Raw genomic sequence first — 19,652 nt, 5'->3', positions numbered from 1 at the left:
GTCACACCGGGGTAGCCGGCAAGGAGTCCAGGCTGCGTTTTCGCAAGAGAAAGACCACCACTGCAAAACCGAGCACTATGATCGAGCCGATGGTGTACCCAAGGTCCAGCCCGTCCGGTTTAGTCAGGAAGTCCCCGCTCGTCGCGCCGATGGTGCTGGCGGCCACGAGCGCAAGCCAGTAAAAGACCATGCCGGCTGCGCTGCGGCGGTAATCGAGCAGCACCAACACGGTAAAAAGACTCAGAAGGAAGATCGACCCGCCTGCGAACCCGAGACCAAGGGCATCAGCTACGAAATCACCCATGGTAGTGCCGAACGTGCTGGTGATCATGATCGTCGCCCAATAGAAGATGTCGGTGTTGGGTACACTACCTGTCGCTGTATCGCTTTTGGTGTAGTTCAAGATTTCCACCCCGGCGCGCCGCAGCCTCCCGTGATAGAAATGCCGCACGACATAGACAACGCCAAACAGCCCCGTCAGGAAAAGCGAGCCATACCCGTACCCAAGGCCCATCGTGCGGGTGATGTAGTCGGCGAATGCGGTACCCGCTGTGCTCATGATGACGATCTTCGACCAGTACCGAACCTCGCTTCTCTTGCTCAGACGGGAGTCGATTACCAGCGAAATAGCCAGTGTGCCGCCGAGGATCAGCGAAGTCCAGCCGTAGCCCCAGTTCAGTCCGAACGAGAAGTAGTCTCCGGCAGTCTCGCCCATCGTACATGCGCCGATGATGGCCGCCCAGTAGAGTATGTAAGGACTACGCTTGGCAGACATAGGCTTCGTTGGTTGGTGATCGAATGAGCGTGTGAGAGTTCGATCGGTCAATGTTCGCAGACCATCGAGCCATCCTGAGCAAACGTGGCTTCCTTCGTTTGTTTGCCCTTGGAAAGGTCGAAAAGATACTGGATGCTGCCCGAGGCCAGTGTGATCCGCTCAACAGTTCGAGCGATGTGGTAGTTGTGGTATTTGGACGTGGCGGCAGTTTGCACTACCGACGGTGCGGAAGGGAAGGGGATATCCTCTTCGAGCTGGACAAACATACCTTGCGGTGTGAAGATCAGTGCAAGTGGTTCGTGCTTGTGTCGTGAAAGTACTACCTCGAGCGCGGGTGTGCCGTCACACATCGGGTCCGGAGAAATTCGTTTGATGCGCCAGCCTGCGTAATGGGTATTCGTGTAGTCGTTGATTCGGGTGCGAACACTATCGGGCGTCTTGTGTGCAAGAGCAGAAGCAGGTGTTGAACCGAACAAGCAGACAAGGCTTCCAAGAACGATCAGAGTCGTGATCCATTTCTTGAGAGTGAGCGAGCTTGGTGAGATAGGCTGGAAATTCATATAAACTCGGTACGCGCCGCACATGCACATGTTTCAGCAGAGACATTTGTCACGTGGCCGGCGTAAGCAGATTAATCCTTTCGTAACAGGTTCGCAAACCTGTTTCGGAACGATAATATTTCGGGCAACGTAACATGCCTGATGTACGAGTGGTCCGGATGATTACGGAAATACCGCAGATGATACTCCTCCGCGCGATAGAATTTTCTAAACGGCGCCACTTGCGTGACGATAGGCGAACTGTATTTATGTGAGGATGTAAGGGTAGCAATGTATTCATCGATCTGCTTCTTCTGCTCGGCGTTACGATAAAAGACAGCGGAGCGATATTGCGGACCGGAGTCGGGTCCCTGACGATTCAGTGAGGTGGGGTCGTGCTCGGCGAAGAACACTTCCAATAGTTGGCGGTAGGTGATGATGGTCGGGTCGAACGTGACGTTTACCGACTCCGCGTATCCCGTCGTCCCGCTGCTAACGGTTTCGTAGTCAGGCGACGGTTCCGAGCCGCCACAATAACCTGGAATTACGTCAGTTACACCCTTTAGCTCAAGGAACATCTCTTCGCTGTGCCAGAAGCAGCCCATGGCAAAGGTGGCGTGTTGCAGACCCGAAGGCTGCGTAGGCTCGGCAATTTCGACGACACCCGCGTGGGTGGCACCGTTCTTGATTGAAGTGGTATTGTGACCGACAAGGGTGTATGCTCCGGCAAACACTGCGGCGACCACTGCGATCAGCAGGAGGCTTTGGTTCGATAGGCGTTGCATATGGACGTATTTTCGTTCTGTACTCATATACGTAACCACCCCCCGGTTGGATTCGCCGAAAAACAAGTTCGTTGTTGTGGTGTTGACTCTACTATGAAGGTGTACCCCAACATAGCATTGCTTCTGTTTCTAACGTTACTCGTTTCGGTATCGGCTGCCCGGACGAATGGTGGAAACGATCTACTTCGCATCCAGGTCCACGGCAAGATCGGCTTCATCGACACGACGGGGAAGGTGGTGATCGAGCCGAGGTTCGCGAATGTGGGGGCCTTTCATGAGGGGCTTGCGCCGGCGCGAGAAGGTGGGTTGTTTGGCTATATCGACCAGACGGGGAAATTTGTCATCGCACCGATCTATGATTTTGCGACGGAGTTTCACGAAGGGTTTGGGATCACCTATGTTGATGGCAAGCCCTCATATATCGCGCATGACGGGCAGAGGCCCTTCGAGTGTTCTTTCGAATGGCTAAATCCCTTCGAACACGGACGCGCTATTGTAAGAACTACCGGCAAGCATGAAGGTGTCATCGACCGAACCGGCCGCCTGGTTGCGGATACCATCTACAATACGATTCATCCGTTTGAAAATGGGCTAACGATCGCGATCGTTAACGGTCCGACACCCGAGGATGAGCAGCAGTCGCTGATCGACCGCAATGGTCGCGTGATTCGCGCACTCCCGATAACACAGTACTTCGAGGATGTGGGCCCGAACTGGATGGTAATCGCAGAGCCAGCCAAGAATGATACGGATTCGGGGTACGTAGGAATCTATGATCTCAAGGGCAACTGTAAGCGCAGGCTCGCGGATCGCGGATCGAACTACCCGCCTCTGCACTTTACTCAAGGACTCTCGAACATCCCTCTCTCCCCGTACAACGGTTATGAGGACTACAAAGGACTAATCGATACGGAAGGGCACATTGTCCTCAGCGAAGAGCGCTATGTAGTGATCTCGCCATTTCATGAAGGGCATGCCATCGCAATGAGACCGGATGGTGTGAATGAGATCATCGATCGCAAAGGGAGAATCGTTGCTGAGTTGCCAAGCCCGGTAAGGTTGTGGAAGCCCGATGTCTCATTGTTGGCATTCGACCACGGCACGTTGATCGTGTTTGATGGGGTGGCGACTTGGCGGGGCGCAAGCAGGTGCGGGTTGTTGGATACGACCGGCAAGTTCGTCATACCACTCTCCGATGACTATTTGAGGAGGACTCCGAATCCGCGCTACCTGTGCGTTTCACACAATCCAACCGTTGAGAGCGTCTTTCCCTCAAAGAGCATACTCCACGGAAGTATTCTCGACTTAGCCACGGGAAAGGAGACTCAACCGTTCATGGACCAAGACCCTGACGATGAGCTGAGTACTCCGGATGCGCTTTACGTTGAACTCGGCAGCCGGGTACATTACGCTCGATACGACGGCACGATTATTTGGAGCGGGGAAGCACCGCGAACGCGTCCTGACGAGACCGCGGATATTGACTACGTCGAGAACGCCCATTATGAACATGTATGCGCTCGAGAACCTGCTCGCATAGTCGCCACAATCCGAGATACATCGAAAAACACACTGATCCAGAGCGCAGTGAAGCCGCTGCCGATCTCGGAGGTCAGTATCACCGACGCTGGCGTGTTTCACGACGAGGCGGCGGAAGCGGAGACCGAACCGGTCGCTGACAGGTCGTGTCAGGGCGTTGCGTTGGTCGTTGATCCGAGCGACACCGTAGTTTGCCGCTCCGCGTTCCCCTCCGCAGACGGATCGGATTCGTCGATCCGCATCGACGACAAACGCCTTCGGATCACCCTCTCGAATTGTACGGCCGATACTCTTCGGCTATCTTCCCTCTGGGGACGCACACCCCAAGGGATACCTCGGCCGTGGATGGAGGCGCTCGACAGACATGGAGTGTGGCGGCCGATCGACGGGGGTGGCCCTGGGTACGATTATCAAAAGAACCTGGATCTTCGAATGCATCCGTTCACGAAGTTTGAATTGATGGGGCCATTGTATCGCGGATCGTTTGCTACGAAGCTTCGAATCTGCGTGCAGATAGACGACCGCGACGGCAGTTCTCACGTTCTCCACAGCAATGAATTCAGTGGCTCGATCAATCCCGCACAATTCTGGCGGAGGAAGAACTGGGGAGTATATGAGTATCCAATGCTGGAAACCGAACCGCGGGAGCCCGGGGTCTATTGATGATGAAGCGGTATCTGATTATCCTCGCTCTACTGTTTGCGCGGGCCACACTCGCGCAAGAGTCGCCCCTGCTTCGCATCAAACTCCACGGCAAGATCGGCTTTATCGACACGACAGGGAAGGTGGTGATCGAGCCGAGATTTGCGAATGTGGGGAAGTTGCATGAGGGGCTGGCTGTCGCCCGCGAGCCGCGAGGGCTCTATGGGTATATCGATATGAGCGGGAGGTTTGTTGTCAGACCTACATTCGAATTTGCATTGCCATTTAGTGAGGGGTTCGCAATTGGCTATCAGCACGGCAGGGGGCATTTCATCCGTCGCGATGGCTCCGATGCATTCGGCTTTACGTTCGTACGGGCTTCCAGCTTCGAGTTCGGAAGGAGCAGGGTTGAACTTGAGAAGGATAGATGGAATCTGATAGATAGCGGCGGGAAAACACTCATAGACTCGAATGTAGAATATATCCACGAGTTTCACAACGGGTATGCCGTTGTTGGTCGTGATGACTTTCGTACTCAATTTACGAGAAAAGGAGTAGTAGATCGAAATGGCCGCATCCGTTTCTATTTGGATAGCGTCGAGGAATTAGGGCCATTTAAAGAAGGATTCTTTTCTTGCATTTTTATAAAAGTGGCACGCGATGCAAAGGGGAGAGTCAAGTCTACAGTATCGGCCGCAGACGTTGACCCAGACGGGCACATGTTTCCGATCCCCGATGATCAAATTGATAGGTATATCGCTCTGCATGATGTGCATGTGGTAGATGATCCACGTGCATACGCACATCCAAATGGGAGCGTAAACTTGAAAGGAGGGGACGAGTCTGCAAGTGCGCAAGCGAACGGACGCGATATTACATACAAGGAGATCGCGGACTATAAACCGATTACTGTCGACGCTCAACCAATTAACCCGATATTGAGACGAATTGGCGAAGAGAGCTACGGAGACTCGTTTCCCATTGACCCTGGCTCCGGCAGCTCTTTCTCGGGCATAAGAATTATTGTTGATGCCTCCGATACCATTCGTGGTGCGGTACCGGATGCTTATCGACCTTCTGTCACAGAGTCGTTTATGGGACTACGTGTTACGTTAGAGAATCGCAGCAAGGATACGATACTACTCTCGGGTCCTTCTAAGGACGAGTTGTTTATCCTCCAAGCGAGAGACAGTTCGGGGGAGTGGAAAGATATAGAGCAGATCATCGAAGGAGATGTTTCCGACGCAATACGTATCGCTCCGAATAGAATGCATCTCACTGCCTGTCCGGTGATGCATGGCTACTTCAACACGACACTGCGAGTGCGCTGCGATATCTATACGATTTCCAATGGAAAAGAAGATGCAAGCTATCCCTACCGTGAGTGTCATCCCACCTGCATTTACAGCAATGAATTCGGTGGATCTGTAAACCCGGCGCAGTTCTGGAGAGATAGGTTTGAAGAATTTATAGCAGGGGACGACGACTAAATCAAAAAGGGCAGCCTCTCGGCCGCCCTTTTACATGTTACATCTTACATTTTACATTCTCACTTCCCGGCTTCTTCCATCAACATGTGGGTCAGCAGTCGGACGCAAACGCCGGTGCCGCCTTTGTTGATGTAGTCGAGCTGTGCTTCGCCGCGCGCGGTGCCGGCGATGTCGAGGTGGATCCACGGGTAGTTCGTGAAACGCTTGAGGAACATCGCCGCCGTGATGGCGCCGCCCCAGCGTCCGCCGACGTTCTTGATGTCGGCAACGTCGCTCTTGATGAGCTCGTCGTACTCGTCGTAGATCGGCAGTTCGCACACGCGCTCGTAGACCTTGTCGCCGATGCGCTTGAGCGTTGACTTCATCTTCTCGTCGTTGCCCATCATGCCGGTCGTGACGTGACCAAGCGCGACGACGCATGCTCCGGTGAGCGTTGCGAGATCGATGACGTGCTTCGGATCGTACTGCTGCGCCCAGATGAGAGCGTCGGCAAGCACGAGGCGGCCTTCGGCGTCGGTATTGTCGATCTCGGCCGATACGCCGTTCGGGTAGGTAATGATATCGCCCGGACGCGTTGCCGTGCCGGACGGCATGTTCTCGGCGCAGGAGCAGAGACCGATGACATTGACCGGAAGCTTCAGATCGGCGACCGTCTTGAGCACGGCGATCACCGTTGCGGCGCCCGACATATCGCTGATCATATCGCCCATGCCGGCACCCGGCTTGAGCGAGATACCGCCCGTGTCGAACGTGATGCCCTTACCGACCAACACGATCGGCTTTGCGCTCTTGTTCTTTGCGCCCTTGTACTCCATGATGATGAAGCGTCCGTCGCGCGCCGAACCTTGTCCGACCGCCTGAATGCCGACCATCTTGTGCTTCTTCAGCTCTGCACCGGCGAATGCGGTGACCTTGATGCCATTGCCCTTGGCCGCACCTTGCGCCCACTTGACCATGACCTCGGGGTACTTGTTGTTCGACGGCTCGTTCTCCATGTTGCGAGCGAAGATCACGTTCTCGCAGATGGTCTCGGTCTGCTCGACGGCCTTGCGGATCTCCGGATGCTTCGATCCGCCGATCTCGGTCTCGTCCGAAAGGATCGTGAGCGTATCGAGCGAAACGCCGTTGTCGTCCTTCTTCTTATACTTGTCCCACTTGTAGAGTCCGAGCATCACACCTTCGACCATCGCAGCGGCAACATCGGCGCCTTTGGCACCTTTGACGCTCGGAAGATACATCGCAAGCGAACGGCCTTTGAGCGCGACCGTCTTCTTCGCGGCCTTTGCTGCGGAGCGGCGTACGGTTTCGAGCGTCGTGCTCTCGGGCTTACCCAAGCCGACGAGGAGCATGCGCTTCGGGCGAGCTTCACCCTTCGCAGGGTAGATCACGATCAACTCGTCTTTCTTGCCGGTCATATCGCCGGTGGCAAGCAAATTCGCAGCGGTCTGTCCCATCTGCGATCCTTTCGGATACCAGCGCATACTCTGGTCCAGCCATTTCTTATCTTCCGGCTGAAAAAATGCGACCGCGTCGCATTGAAAGGTCTCCCAATTACCCTTTACAACATTGATGTTCATCGTTGGAGTGGATTTGTGATAGTGCAACGTATTCTTTCGTGGCTGAGGAATGTTACACTCCTCGAATACACCGCATCGGAACTACGCGCTGATTTCGGTTAAATTAGTATGCAAAATTACGGAAAATGAGCGTGACCCACACAGAAATCATTTTACGCAGTCGCGACGGCGAGCCGTTGCGCTGCGACATCCGCTACCGTCCGACAGGCAAAGCCAAACCGGTGGTGCTCTTCGTGCACGGCTTCAAAGGGTTTAAGGATTGGGGACCGTTTCCGTATGTGCGCGAACGCCTTGCCGAGGCAGGCTTCGTTGCCGTCGGATTCAACTTCTCGCATAACGGCGTCGGCGAGGATTTGCACACATTCTCCGAGCTGGACCGGTTTGCACGCAATACGTTCACCCGCGATCTGCACGAGATCGAAGACATACTGGAGATCGTCAGTGCAAAAGACGAACTTCCGATCGAGGCATGCGAGATCGATAGCAACCGAATCATCCTCTTCGGCCATTCTCGCGGCGCATCGGAAGCGATCCTCTCCGGCGCAGATACCAGCGATATTCGTGCCGTCGTTGCCTGGGCTCCGGTCGCGACATTCCACCGCTATAGCGAGCGGCAAAAACAAATCTGGCGCGAGCAAGGATACTTCGAAATCGAGAATGCCCGCACCGGGCAGATCATGCGCTTGAACGTCTCGCTGCTCGATGACATCGAACAGCATGCCGAACGGCTGGATATTCCGGCCCATGCAACACATCTCGGCGAACTGGGGAAACCGCTACTCGTGATCGCAGGCAGTGAGGACCTCACGGCGCCGGTAAAAGAATCGCAGGAGATCGCTGCAGCATACGGACCAAGCGTGAAGCTCACGATCATCGAACGCACCGGCCACACATTCGGCGCCGAACAGCCCTACCGAGGTTCGACACTTCAACTCGAACAAGCGATCGACGAGACGATCGCGTTTATGCAGCATTCGCTCGGCATCATGGCTGCTTGACAAACCACGATTCGAAACCGTCGGCAACGTTGCGGTCCCAGGTGAAGAGCGTATCGTTCGAACGGCCGACGCCGATCTCGAAGGAGGTGTTTGCCAACACGACATTCGGCAGCACCAGTTGCACGACTCTGGCCAGAGTATCCGGTCTGACGGATAGATTCGTCGTGCTGTCGGTAGCTCCGACGATCGGGTAGGGCATGTTGCACACAACCGAGTCGTTACGAAGAATAGAGGAGAACGCGTCGTCTGCATCGATCCTTAGTGTGCAGGTATACCCAACCCTTTCGGGCGTATAGGTCATGCCTGCAATGCCGCCGTAGGTGCGAATCCATTTCCATTCGCCTTCCCATTTCGTCGGAATGCGTCCTTCGGTCGGCGTCGTGTTGCTCGAAGCGCAGCCGATGGCGAGTATTGAGAGAACCAGAACGATCGAAATATATCTCACCGTTGAATCAGAAGAGTAGAGCGGAAGATCCCGTTCGGTGTTGTACATGCGATGATGTAGCTTCCGCGTTCGAGAGTGTGAACGTCGAGCGACGCGGTCGTCTGGAGCACGTCAGAACCTGCGAGCCGCATTCGAATCCTTCCCAACTCGTCGGCAACGACGAGTTCTTTGCATTCTTGCGGCAGAGAGACACGTGTCGAAGTCGATGCGGGATTGGGGAAAAGGCGGAGCTCTTGGCGGCTCGCATCGGATTTCGCAACGCCACCTCCCATCGGGCCGTAATAGATCACAAAGTTCGGGCTTGGTTTGCCGCCTGCGTTGGTGAATGTTCCCCCAATGTACACAGGATTGCCATAACCTTGCAACAAAAGCCAGATCCAATCACCTGCGAGTACATATGCGGGGCCGTCAAGCGTTGGCAACGTTACAGGATAGAGTGGGGCAACCGAGGCAAAATATGGGGAAATGAACGTGTCGATCATGGTAAATTCACCTACGACATAGCCGAGCTGTGCGTCTCCTTTGGCAAAGTGCGTGGTCCCATTGAAGTGAGGATGATTCGGATCCCACGAACTACCGGTACTGCGCCACAGCGCGAAATTCCCGGCGGGTTCACCCCCGGCGTCGGAGAAGTTGCCACAGACACTATACGTGGAGGAGGAGTAGTATGGTTGGATGGCAGTCACGAACGAGTTCGTGCCTTTAAGACCCGAGCCGAGTGCGAGCCATGACGTGCTGCTGCTCTGCGAGAGTAACGCGATCTTATTCGCGCCGACGGTGCCCGCATGTTCGAATCCGCCTCCGACATATAGGCCTTCATCCGTCGCAAGCAGTGCAGCAACACCTCCGTCCACGCCGTTCACGCCGGAGTCGAGTATTGGTTTCCACGATGCAGCCGACGAATCCCACACGGCGATGTGGTTCGCAGTGACACCGCCAATTGTAGTGAAGTTACCACCGGCATAGAGTCGTCCGTGGTACCGTGCAAGAGCGAGTACGGAGCCGCCTGCGGCAGAAGCCATCGACGTCCAGGTGTGTCCGTCCCACTTCGCAACAGAGGAAGCCTCGGCCATCCCCTCCAATGTGAAGTTACCACCCGCATACACCCCGCTGTCTGATTCGAAGATCAATGTATTTACCACACCAGCACTGATACCCGGGGCATACGCCACTACCGTATCTCGATTCGGGTCGTATTTCGCAATGGATGTTGCCGCAACCGCCCCGACGCTATCGAACTGACCTCCAAGCAGGACGGCGCCCCAGTAGGTATGTGACATTGAAGCGATCGCGAACACTGCGCCGTTCACGCCATAGTCGCGGTAATCGCTGCTCCACGGACTGAAATTATCGAGTATCACCGGTGAATGTGGCGTCACCGGAACAGCGCGCGCGTCATTGGCGAAGTTGATGGTGGGATTCGCAATAATCGGTAGTTCCTTCCTGCCCTGGGACTGAGCGAAGCAGGCGGTAACAAATGCTACCGACAGAAATGCGAAGATGGTGTATGTGACCTGTTTCATGATGATGACTATTCTGCGATATCTAAAGATACGCACACCTACGTACCCATGCGAACATGAGTCGTTGCCGTGAGTTATCAGTGAAACACCGATCACAGGATGAAGTTGCCCCAGCCAAACGCGGACATTGTAGCGGCAGGTGGAGTGGGGCAGGGTAACACTCTTAGAAGAAGTCATTCTGAGCAATGCGAAGAATCCCTTGATGAAACGCAGTGAGGCTCCGCCGGAGGGATTCTTCGCTTCGCTCAGAATGACTGTATACCAATTGAGCCAAACCTGAGTCACTACCCGGCCGGCGGAGGTGAAACCTTCCTACCGCGACGGCGTTACAAACCAATTCGTATCGAATTCTTACCAATCTCTCGAGTATGAAGAAGCTAATCCTATCTATTGCTCTGGTTACGGGCCTGGCGTCGTCGTTGTGGGCGCAGGGGTCGACCAAGGAGCTGTTCCATCCGGTAAAGTTTGAGGAATACGACATGCCGAACGGCCTGCATGTCATTCTCTATGAAGATCATAGCGCGCCGCGAGTGGCGGTCCGCGTCTATTATCATGTCGGTTCGCATAACGAGCGTCCGGATCGCACGGGCTTCGCGCACTTCTTCGAGCATTTGATGTTCGAGGCGACCGACCACATTCACCGCGGCGAGTATGCCAAGCTGATCGAGTCGGTCGGCGGCGAACTCAACGCCCATACCTCGTTCGATCGCACCTTCTATAATGACGACGTCCCGTCGAACTACCTGCGCCAGGCACTCTGGCAGGAGTCGGAGCGGATGCACTGGCTCCACGTGGATTCTGTCGGTGTCGAAACCCAGCGAAAAGTCGTCAAAGAAGAGCGCCGCAACCGCTATGAGAACCAACCGTACGGCTCGTTCTTCTTGCACCTGATGTCGTCGGTCTTCAAGACGTCGCAGTATAGCTGGACGCCAATCGGCGCCGCGCAGTATATCGACCAGGCCACGATCAAGGAGTTTCAGGATTTCTATCACACCTATTATGTGCCGAACAATGCCACGCTCGTGATCGCGGGTGACTTCAAGCATGACGAAGCAGTAAAGGCAGCGAAGGATTATTTCGGCGACATCCCGAAGGGCGCCGACATCGTCCGCACGTTCACCGAAGAAGCACCGCAGACGGCGGAGCGCAGCGAAGAAGTGAGCGAAAAGATCACGCCGCTGCCGGCCGTTGCGTACGGTTGGAAGACCTGCGCAGAAGGACAGAAGGATGCGTACGCGCTCGATATGCTTGCCGCCGTGCTCATGCAGGGTAACAGCTCGCGTATGGTCAAGCGCTTGAAGGACCAGGACCAGTTGGTCGTCGAAGTCAGCCCGATCGCCATGACGCTCGAGAAGGATGGCGTCTTTGGTGTGCTTGCCGTCGCGAAGCAGGGCGTCGAACTTTCGAAGATTCGCAAAGAGCTTGACGAGGAAGTCGCAAAGATCCAGAACAGCGGCATCTCCGACGAAGAATTCCAGAAGGTACGTAACCAGACGACGAAGGATATCGTCCAGCAGGCATCGAGCCTCGGCAGCATCGCCTTCGGGTTGTCGCACCAGTACACACTCTTCCACGACACCAAGCGCTTCAATTCGGAGATCGATCGCTACATGGCGGTCTCGAAAGCCGATATCCAGCGCGTCGCGAAGAAGTATTTGACCACGCAAGGACGCTCGGTCATTACCTACACTGTTCCGTCGAACCAATAATCTGCAGCAGACTCCAGACCATGACTTTCAAGAATATGAAAACAATCACCACGTTCGTCGCCGCAGTGCTCATGCTTGGCGCGACTCTTTCGTATGCGCAGGTCGATCGCTCGCAGAAGCCGGCTCCGGGACCGCTCCCGAAATCAGCCGTGCCGCCGTTCAAGGAGTTCACGCTCAAGAACGGTCTTCGCGTTGTGATCGTCGAAGATCATAAGCAGCCGCTCGTCTACTTCCGCACGCTCATCCTCAGCGGCAACGCGCAGGACGGCGCGAATAACGGCGCAGCCGCAGCGGTGTCGGCATTGCTCGAAAAGGGCACGAAGAAGATGTCGGCTGACGAGATCGCCAAGAAGCTCGACTTCTACGGCGCGTCACTCGGCGCCGGATCGTCGGTCGATGACATCAACGTCTCGATCGGCTGTATGAAGCGCGATATGGACAACGTGCTCTCGATCTACGCCGACGTCATTAAGAACCCGACGTTCCCGGCGGACGAACTCGAGAAGTACAAGTCCGAGACGCTCTCGGGCCTGAAGGCGTCGCGCCAGAGCCCCGTGGAACTTGGCCGCAAGATGGGCCGCTTGCTCACCTACGGTTTGCATCCGTACGGCATGTTCCAGACTGATTCCACGGTGAAAGCACTTACCGTCGATGCGATCAAGCAGTGGCACCAGATGCATTTCTGCGGATCGAACGCGATCATCGCTGTCGTCGGCGATATTACTGAGAAAGAAATCAAGCCGGTGCTCGAAAAGCAGTTCGGCGATTGGAACAAAGGCACGTATTTCCCGCCGTCGTTCCCGATCGTGCAGCCGACAAAGGGCACCACGATCAGCCTCGTCGATCGTCCGGGCTCGGCCCAGTCGACCGTTCGTCTGCAGCACCTCGGCCTTGCAAGCTCCAACCCGGACTACGACCGGGCGAGCTTGGTGATGTCGATCTTCGCCGGCAATGGCGTGATCGGTTTCCAGAACCGCCTCTTCCAGAACATCCGCGAGAAGCATGGCTACACCTACACGCCGGGTGGTTCGCTCACACGCTCGATCGATCCGGGTGTGATGGTTGCCGTTGCCGAAGTTCGCAACTCGGTGACGGATTCCGCTCTCGACCAAATGCTCATGGAGTACAAGCGCCTTTCGACCGAGCCGATCAGCGAGTCCGAACTCAATTTTGCGAAGGGACTCATCGCCGGTAAGTTCATGATGGATCTCGCAGAGCCGCAGAACACCGCAGGCCTCGTGCTCTCGACGCTCGAATACAATCTGCCGAAAGATTACTATTCGACCTACCCCGAGCGCATCTCGAAGTTCACGTCGGCGGAGTTGATGGATGTTGCAAAGAAGGTCTATCCGCCGGAAGACCTCAGCATCATCGTCGTCGGCGATGCATCGCAGGTGCTGCCGAAGTTGCAGCGTTTCGGGAAGGTCGATGTGTATGATCTCGACCTCAAGCCGAAGAAGAACGTCGAAGTGAAGATGCACTCGACGAACGTCACGGTCGATGAAGTGCTCGAGAAACTGTATCAGGGTCTCAACAAGCCGGCGTATGCTGCGCTGAAGAATCGCAAGATCGAAGGCACGCTCAGCGCCGACATCGGCGGCATGACGCGCAAAGCGAAGTTCGAGGAGATCGATGCCGCACCGAAGCGCGTGTGGAAGAAGATCGACTTCGGCGCGCCGATCGTCATCGAGACCCGCGTCGACGGCGAGCATGTCTATGGCTACGCTCCGGGGCAGGGTGGCGAGGTCGATCCGGAAACGGCGCACTCCGAACTCGGCGGTGCGGTGTTTAACGAAGAGCTTCATCTGAAGGACCCGGGCTACGAACTCAAAGTGCTCGGCATTCAGGCAGTGCCGGCCGGCGATGCGTACGTACTCGACGTGCAGAAGCCGGGCAAGTACCACGAGAAATGGTACATCGACGTCAAGACGGGCTACCGCACGCGTCTCGAACAGATCGAAGGCGACAACGTCTCGACGCAGGACTTCAGCGATTTCCGTCCGGTCGATGGCATCCCGTACGCATTCAAGATCGCCATCCACGGCGGCGGCGACCAGACGGTCGAGCTCACCTCGATCACGCACAACGTCACGGTGGACGATAAAATGTTTATGAAGAAATAACACCGGTTGCCCCTACGAATTACTGAGTTGACGGAAAGAGACGGCGTTACAACCGTCTCTTTTTTTATGCGGATGAGAACTTACTCATAATGTCCCTTTCAGTAAAACATTTTGCCTTCTACAGTGTCTTTCATTATGGCGAACTATTTAATAATAAACAACTATGCTCGTATTTCGTCGTTCTTGGCTTCTTGTTGCGCTATTGCTTCTTATGTGTGCTGGACAGTCTAGATCGCAAGTGCCGAAGCGATCCGAACCAACACCCGAACGAGCTGTCTACAATCGAACCGCCGAACGAATCTCAACCACCTCGGGTGGGGTATTACGACTGGTATCCTGTGCCGACGATGGGAGTCCTCGATTGATTATTGCCGATCCAACCAAATCAACGCCGTTGCTCGACGAGGATGCACGCCAAGATGAGCAGCAAGTTTCGACCGCAGCCGAACGGTACGTGAGGAGCATTGCAACGAATGCGCTGTTGCTTCCAACAGAAGCGATACTTATTACCAAAGGGACGGTTCTCGTCGGGAATTCATGGCATGTACTGTTTGACGTCACTTACGGTGGCATTCCATTACGCGACCGTCATGTACATGTTCATATTGGGGCACTCAATGGTTCGGTGATGGTTCTGCGGTCGTCTATCCCGTCTGCAAGCCCCGTCCTGGGAGGGGAGACGATTACCCCTGAGCAAGCCTTCGATGTTGCAGAGACCGATTACTCCGGTGGTCGGCCCAAGCCATATACGATCACACAGGAACCGACACTCGTTTATGTCAATCTCCCGACCCCAACGGACCTCCGTCTTGCCTACGAAACGATTATCAGTGACGGCTTCCACCAGTTGCGATATACGATTGACGCGAGGACAGCAGACTTACTCGAGAAGCGAGATATGGTCGAGTGTAATTACACTTCGGATCCAGGCGAGATTGCTCCGGACATCAACAGGGCTAACTCCAATCGCGGTCTCGCGGAGGAGCAGAGCTCGGATAGCACTGGTGTAGCAATCCAGCAATCGACTGAAACGGTTCAAGGCCGTGTGACGGCGGCCGTCCATCTTCATACACCGACGGATACGTTAACAATTGTCGGTCTCGGATACGTTACTGTCACGGTGAATAACAAATCACTGACTACCGATTCACTCGGATATTGGTCTACGGACGCAACATACCCTGTGAAAGTGGTGAGCACACTAAGCGGTCCATACTATTCGGTGTCGAGACAGGATGGTAAGCCCAACGGTATCATCAACTCTACGTTCGCCTCCGGGTCGTGTGATATTCGTTGGGACGATTCGAATGCGGATCCTGCAGAGCGAGATGCAGCATACGCCGTTGGTGAGGCACGCGCGCATGTGGCATCGGTTGATACAGGGATAGTCCAGCGTCTCAAGCAACGCTTACTGGTTAAAGTGAACGAGAGCAATACCTGCAATGCATTTTATGATCCAACGTCGGTTTCACTCAACTTTTTTGCTGCAGGATCGGGATGTGTGAATACCGCACAAATTGCAGATGTTGTCGCCCACGAATTCGGCCACCGGGTTAATCACGCCCGATATTTGGTTGCCGGCGCCCAGTATATGACTGATCTCTCCCTCAACGAGGGCTTTGCGGATCTCTCGAGTAATTTCCTGCGAGACGACCCCGTGATCGGCAAAGGCTTTACCGGGAAGAATTCTACACTTAGAACGAGCGACAACAAGAAGCAATGGCCAAAAGATATCTCGCCCGATGCGCACATGACAGGCACAATCATTGCGGGCGCAATTTGGGATTATCGTAAACTTGTAGGTCACGATATCGCCGAGCGTGAATTCAATCTTTGTGGCTATCATACACCGGACGGAACCGGTTTTAACGACCCCGCATCAATTCGGGATGTATTTCTCGAGGTGTTGACGGCGATGTTTCTCGTCGATGACGACAACAACAATCTCAATGATGGGACACCACATGCGGCGGAGTTGCTCAAGGCATTTCAGCTCCATAATCTCGGTATCCAGAATTATGGCAACATTGAGGTCGACCCGATCGCAGATGGAAAGGCCGATGATTGGTTTTACCCTGTTACCGTCAGGGCTTCGTTTGAAGGACCGGTAGGAACGCTCAATTCAGACTCGGTGAAGTTGTACTACTCGACCGATGCGAAGACGTATTCCTCCGTTGCGTTGGCAGCAGCAGGCAATGGTACATTTACAGGTAGCATCCCAAGGCTGCCCCAGCATTCTCTGGTTCGATATTATGTCTCTGCGTCTACCAATTATGTCGATGCAGGGAGAGCGACATTCCCGATGTACACGACACAGCCGTTCGAGTTTGTCGTGAGTTACGATTCGAAATTCGTCGACAATTGCGAGACGGACAAGGGCTGGACGTTTGGACTTTCTTCCGATGCCGCGACAAACGGACTCTGGACGTTCGGCACACCTGACGGCTCAGTGGATGTCTACGATGACCATTCGGTCGACGGATCAAATTGCGTCCTGACGAGTAGCCCGGTCTCAGGTGGTGCAACGACTGCCACAACATACAAGCTTGACCTCGCCGGGATGTCCGATCCTGTTGTTCGATTCTGGTTCTATTTTAGCAACGACAAGGGGACCAACGGTGGGGCTCCGGTATTCAAATCTTCATTTTCGACGAATGGATCTTCGTATAAGACGCTCCAAACAACCAGTCTTTCATCCAATGGATGGAAACCCTATGCATTCCGAGTCAAGGATGTGACGAGCACGCTCAACTCATCGTTCACATTACGCTTCGCTGTCAGTGACTATGTCGCACCCTCGCAATACCCTCAGATGAATCCGCCACCAGGCACAATTTCCGAAGCCGGAATTGACGATATTGAGATCCTTGATGTTGCTCCGCTGGGTGTCAATGAGGCGTCTGTTCAGAATGACATTCACGTTTGGCCTAATCCGGTTGATCATGGTGCGGAGGTGACCCTATCGGGCCAGCAAATACATGCGCAAACCGCAACACTTGTTGACATCCTGGGTACTTCCATTTCGGTGTCACTGCGTTCACGCCCAGGAGGATGCTCTTTTGTAATTCCAGGCGCTGCCGAACCCGGAGTCTATCAATTGATTGTGTCTGGATTTGATCGACCGGTGAAAGTTATTGTTCGGTAGTCCTACTTGCATCTCTCCCCAGCGCTTCGCGTTCGGTGGGAGCCATCCTCCGGTGGTGAATGTATTCACTCCATGAAGTCACGGGCGGCAGCAATGCCGCCCGTTTGCGTGTTGTGGTGGAGTTCAACATAAGATATAAAGATAGACAGCGCAACAATGTGCCTCGTGCCGGTCTTTATGGCTGTCACGTCTTCGGTATATGTTTCATTCGTATCTTAGCTGAGTGGCGATGTAGTGCACAAGCAACCAATATCGTGTACAACGTTTGTTATCATGGTCAGATGGAAACAAAGGATAATTTGCCACTGTGCGGTTACCGTTGTTTTGCCGTAGCGTTATTTTCTGACAGGTTGTAAATAAGTGTCATGTTAACGTCTGCGGAAGAATAGAGTATATCTACCTCAGTACAAGTGTACTGGATCAATCAATATTACGGACTGTTAGATCGGGTGCCTCAGCGAAGGCTAATATGGTACATGGTTCTTCAACTTTTGGTGGGCCTGCTACCCACTCAGTCGTTGCATGCCCAATGGAGGAAAATCGGCACCTTCCAACTTCCAGTCTCGACAGTGATAGTCGTTGATTCCGGCAACGTTTCACCACCCACGATTCTTGTGGGGACCTCGATGAGGGACGGGATACAGAAGGAATGGGCTGGAGTATGGAGAACCAATGATGGTGGCAAGACCTGGCTTGAAACCTATTTCCTAAACGGCTGCATCAACTGCAGCATTACCGAGTTTGCAGTAAGAGATGAACATCATGCCTGGTTTAGTGCTGGAGATGGATCTGTATCGGGTGGGAGTGGTGGATGTTTCTCAACAACGGATGGTGGCATCACTTGGAAATCTCTGTTACCCGCCTCCACGTCACAATCCTCGAATGCAGTCACTTACATACCGTCATCAGCCCGGTTAATATTATCGAGGTGGGGTGATTATGCTCTGGTGTCTTCGGATGAAGGAGCTTCGTGGAATACATTCGGCATCCCATCGCTTGCATTTGACTTAAGCGGCGGCATAGTGTTAAATGAGGCTGATGTGTTCATCGTAAACAGCGGATTGACTGCGGGACCTACCTTCTTTCCTAATTACTCGAGCAGTGATGCTGGGGTAACTTGGAACATGATGTCTACAACAACGGAGTCGATTCAACCGGCATCGTTTCGTGGGAGCATATTTATGCTTTCAGGTTATCCGCGTCGGGGCGATTCAGATAACCTGGATACACTATTTCGATCGACTGACTTGGGCAGTACATGGCAATTTATCTATGCATTCGACCCACCATTTAACTTAGTTGGAACCGTAGGCGCAGACGATTTCTCACTCTTTGTCCAGACAGTACAAGGCGTTTCTCCAAATCCGTTTCCTGGCTTTCTACACTCATTAGATTCAGGTAGGTCATGGATGCCCATCTGTGGTCCGGAGAACTATGGTGAATCACGCTTCTTCGTATCCAACTATGGAATTTGGGCTGGTAATTACGACGGGAGCCTGTGGTACAACCGCACGAAGAAAGCGAATGCGGACCGGCTACAGTTCGTGACGGATGGGTCGGGGCAGCTCGTTGTACCGACCGGGAAGACTGTCAGCGTGCCGATCCATTATACACATACTGCATACTACGAACCGGTCGATTCACTCAGCTTCATACTCAATTATTCCGATGCATTAGTCTTCGATCATGATTCCGCATCGGCTGGGTGGGATGTGATTCGGCGCGAGGTTGGTCAATCGAGTGTGAAGATCATTCTCGGCAGAACCGATCCCGCACCTGCAACGCCCGATTCGCTGATCGCGACACTATTTTTCCATACTCTCGTCACCACAGAACGTAGCGCAACCGTTGCCCTCGACGAAATAAACTTCAACCAAGACACGACCTTCCGCGAATGCATGGTTGCATCGCTGACGAAGAATGACACGCTGTTTATTGATCTCACGGATGCCTGCGGCGATAGCCTTATCCGGGAATACTTGCGGCATGATGGGATGCTGCAGATCGATGCCATTCGTCCGAATCCATCGTCGGGTGCGGTTCGGCTTTCGGTACGCTCGGCGGCAGATGGCGTGGCCGCGATCGAGGTGGTCAATGCGCTTGGGGAAGTGGTGGCATCGCACGAACGGGGACTGACTTCCGGCATGAATGAGATCGAACTGCCAACATCGACGCTGCCGAACGGAGTATATTACGTCCGCCTGCGTTCGCACGGCGACACCGTCGGCGCAAGTGTGGTGATCGAGCGATAATCATTGGGTAGGATAGTCTCAACGATCTCTGCGGCCCAGATTCCTCGCCAATGGCTCGGAATGACAACGTTTGAAACTCGCTTCGCCCGAGCAAAGGAACATTGCGAGAG

General features: G+C 54.2%; 13 protein-coding genes. 7 read left to right on the top strand and 6 right to left on the bottom strand.

Annotated elements, in window-relative coordinates; all coding sequences use genetic code 11:
- Position 1 precedes the first annotated feature (1 nt).
- The 3 genes from JSS75_12585 to msrA all read right to left on the bottom strand — a co-directional run bounded on the left by JSS75_12585 (position 2) and on the right by msrA (position 2,099).
- Positions 2-775 (bottom strand): hypothetical protein, encoded by a 774-nt coding sequence (locus JSS75_12585; GenBank protein MBS1904536.1) that lies wholly within the window; start codon positions 773-775, stop codon positions 2-4.
- Positions 776-822: 47 nt separating this feature from the next.
- Positions 823-1,335, bottom strand: a complete 513-nt coding sequence (locus JSS75_12580; protein ID MBS1904535.1) for a hypothetical protein — start codon at positions 1,333-1,335, stop codon at positions 823-825.
- A gap of 71 nt (positions 1,336-1,406) precedes the next feature.
- Positions 1,407-2,099 carry a peptide-methionine (S)-S-oxide reductase MsrA gene (msrA, locus tag JSS75_12575; protein ID MBS1904534.1) on the bottom strand — a complete coding sequence of 231 codons (693 nt, stop codon included), beginning with the start codon at positions 2,097-2,099 and terminating at the stop codon, positions 1,407-1,409.
- A 93-nt stretch (positions 2,100-2,192) separates the two neighbouring features.
- Between msrA and JSS75_12570 the strand changes: the two genes are divergently transcribed.
- Both JSS75_12570 and JSS75_12565 read left to right on the top strand, forming a co-directional pair.
- Positions 2,193-4,301, top strand: coding sequence for a WG repeat-containing protein (locus JSS75_12570; GenBank protein ID MBS1904533.1), 2,109 nt, complete (start codon positions 2,193-2,195; stop codon positions 4,299-4,301).
- 2 nt (positions 4,302-4,303) lie between these two features.
- Positions 4,304-5,770, top strand: a complete 1,467-nt coding sequence (locus JSS75_12565) for a WG repeat-containing protein (GenBank protein ID MBS1904532.1) — start codon at positions 4,304-4,306, stop codon at positions 5,768-5,770.
- 59 nt (positions 5,771-5,829) lie between these two features.
- On the opposite strand, the gene JSS75_12560 is transcribed toward JSS75_12565, so the two are convergent.
- Complete coding sequence (locus tag JSS75_12560; GenBank protein MBS1904531.1) at positions 5,830-7,347, bottom strand: leucyl aminopeptidase; 1,518 nt, start codon at positions 7,345-7,347, stop codon at positions 5,830-5,832.
- A gap of 131 nt (positions 7,348-7,478) precedes the next feature.
- On the opposite strand from JSS75_12560, the gene JSS75_12555 reads away from it, so the two are divergent.
- Positions 7,479-8,345 (top strand): alpha/beta fold hydrolase, encoded by an 867-nt coding sequence (locus JSS75_12555; protein ID MBS1904530.1) that lies wholly within the window; start codon positions 7,479-7,481, stop codon positions 8,343-8,345.
- On the opposite strand, the gene JSS75_12550 is transcribed toward JSS75_12555, so the two are convergent.
- Together JSS75_12550 and JSS75_12545 are read right to left on the bottom strand one after the other, a co-directional pair.
- Positions 8,332-8,790 carry a hypothetical protein gene (locus JSS75_12550; GenBank protein ID MBS1904529.1) on the bottom strand — a complete coding sequence of 153 codons (459 nt, stop codon included), beginning with the start codon at positions 8,788-8,790 and terminating at the stop codon, positions 8,332-8,334. The two genes, JSS75_12555 and JSS75_12550, sit on opposite strands and share 14 nt — an antisense overlap.
- On the bottom strand, positions 8,787-10,313 hold the full coding sequence (locus JSS75_12545) for a T9SS type A sorting domain-containing protein (GenBank protein ID MBS1904528.1): 1,527 nt from the start codon (positions 10,311-10,313) through the stop codon (positions 8,787-8,789). Before JSS75_12545 ends, JSS75_12550 begins: the two co-directional genes overlap by 4 nt.
- Positions 10,314-10,681: 368 nt before the next feature.
- Here JSS75_12545 and JSS75_12540 point away from each other — a divergent pair, with 368 nt between their 5' ends.
- From JSS75_12540 to JSS75_12525, 4 genes are all read left to right on the top strand, one after another.
- Complete coding sequence (locus JSS75_12540; protein ID MBS1904527.1) at positions 10,682-12,022, top strand: insulinase family protein; 1,341 nt, start codon at positions 10,682-10,684, stop codon at positions 12,020-12,022.
- Positions 12,023-12,057: 35 nt separating this feature from the next.
- The gene (locus JSS75_12535; protein MBS1904526.1) at positions 12,058-14,145 is read left to right on the top strand and encodes an insulinase family protein; all 2,088 of its coding nucleotides are present in this window, start codon (positions 12,058-12,060) and stop codon (positions 14,143-14,145) included.
- 238 nt (positions 14,146-14,383) lie between these two features.
- The gene (locus JSS75_12530; GenBank protein ID MBS1904525.1) at positions 14,384-17,290 is read left to right on the top strand and encodes a hypothetical protein; all 2,907 of its coding nucleotides are present in this window, start codon (positions 14,384-14,386) and stop codon (positions 17,288-17,290) included.
- A 1,409-nt stretch (positions 17,291-18,699) separates the two neighbouring features.
- Entirely contained in the window at positions 18,700-19,542 is an 843-nt protein-coding gene (locus JSS75_12525; protein ID MBS1904524.1) for a T9SS type A sorting domain-containing protein, read from the top strand.
- Positions 19,543-19,652 lie beyond the last annotated feature (110 nt).

Source organism: Bacteroidota bacterium (genome assembly GCA_018266755.1).
Taxonomy (GTDB): domain Bacteria; phylum Bacteroidota; class Ignavibacteria; order Palsa-1295; family Palsa-1295; genus JAFDZW01.
This window is presented reverse-complemented; position numbering and strand designations above follow the sequence as displayed.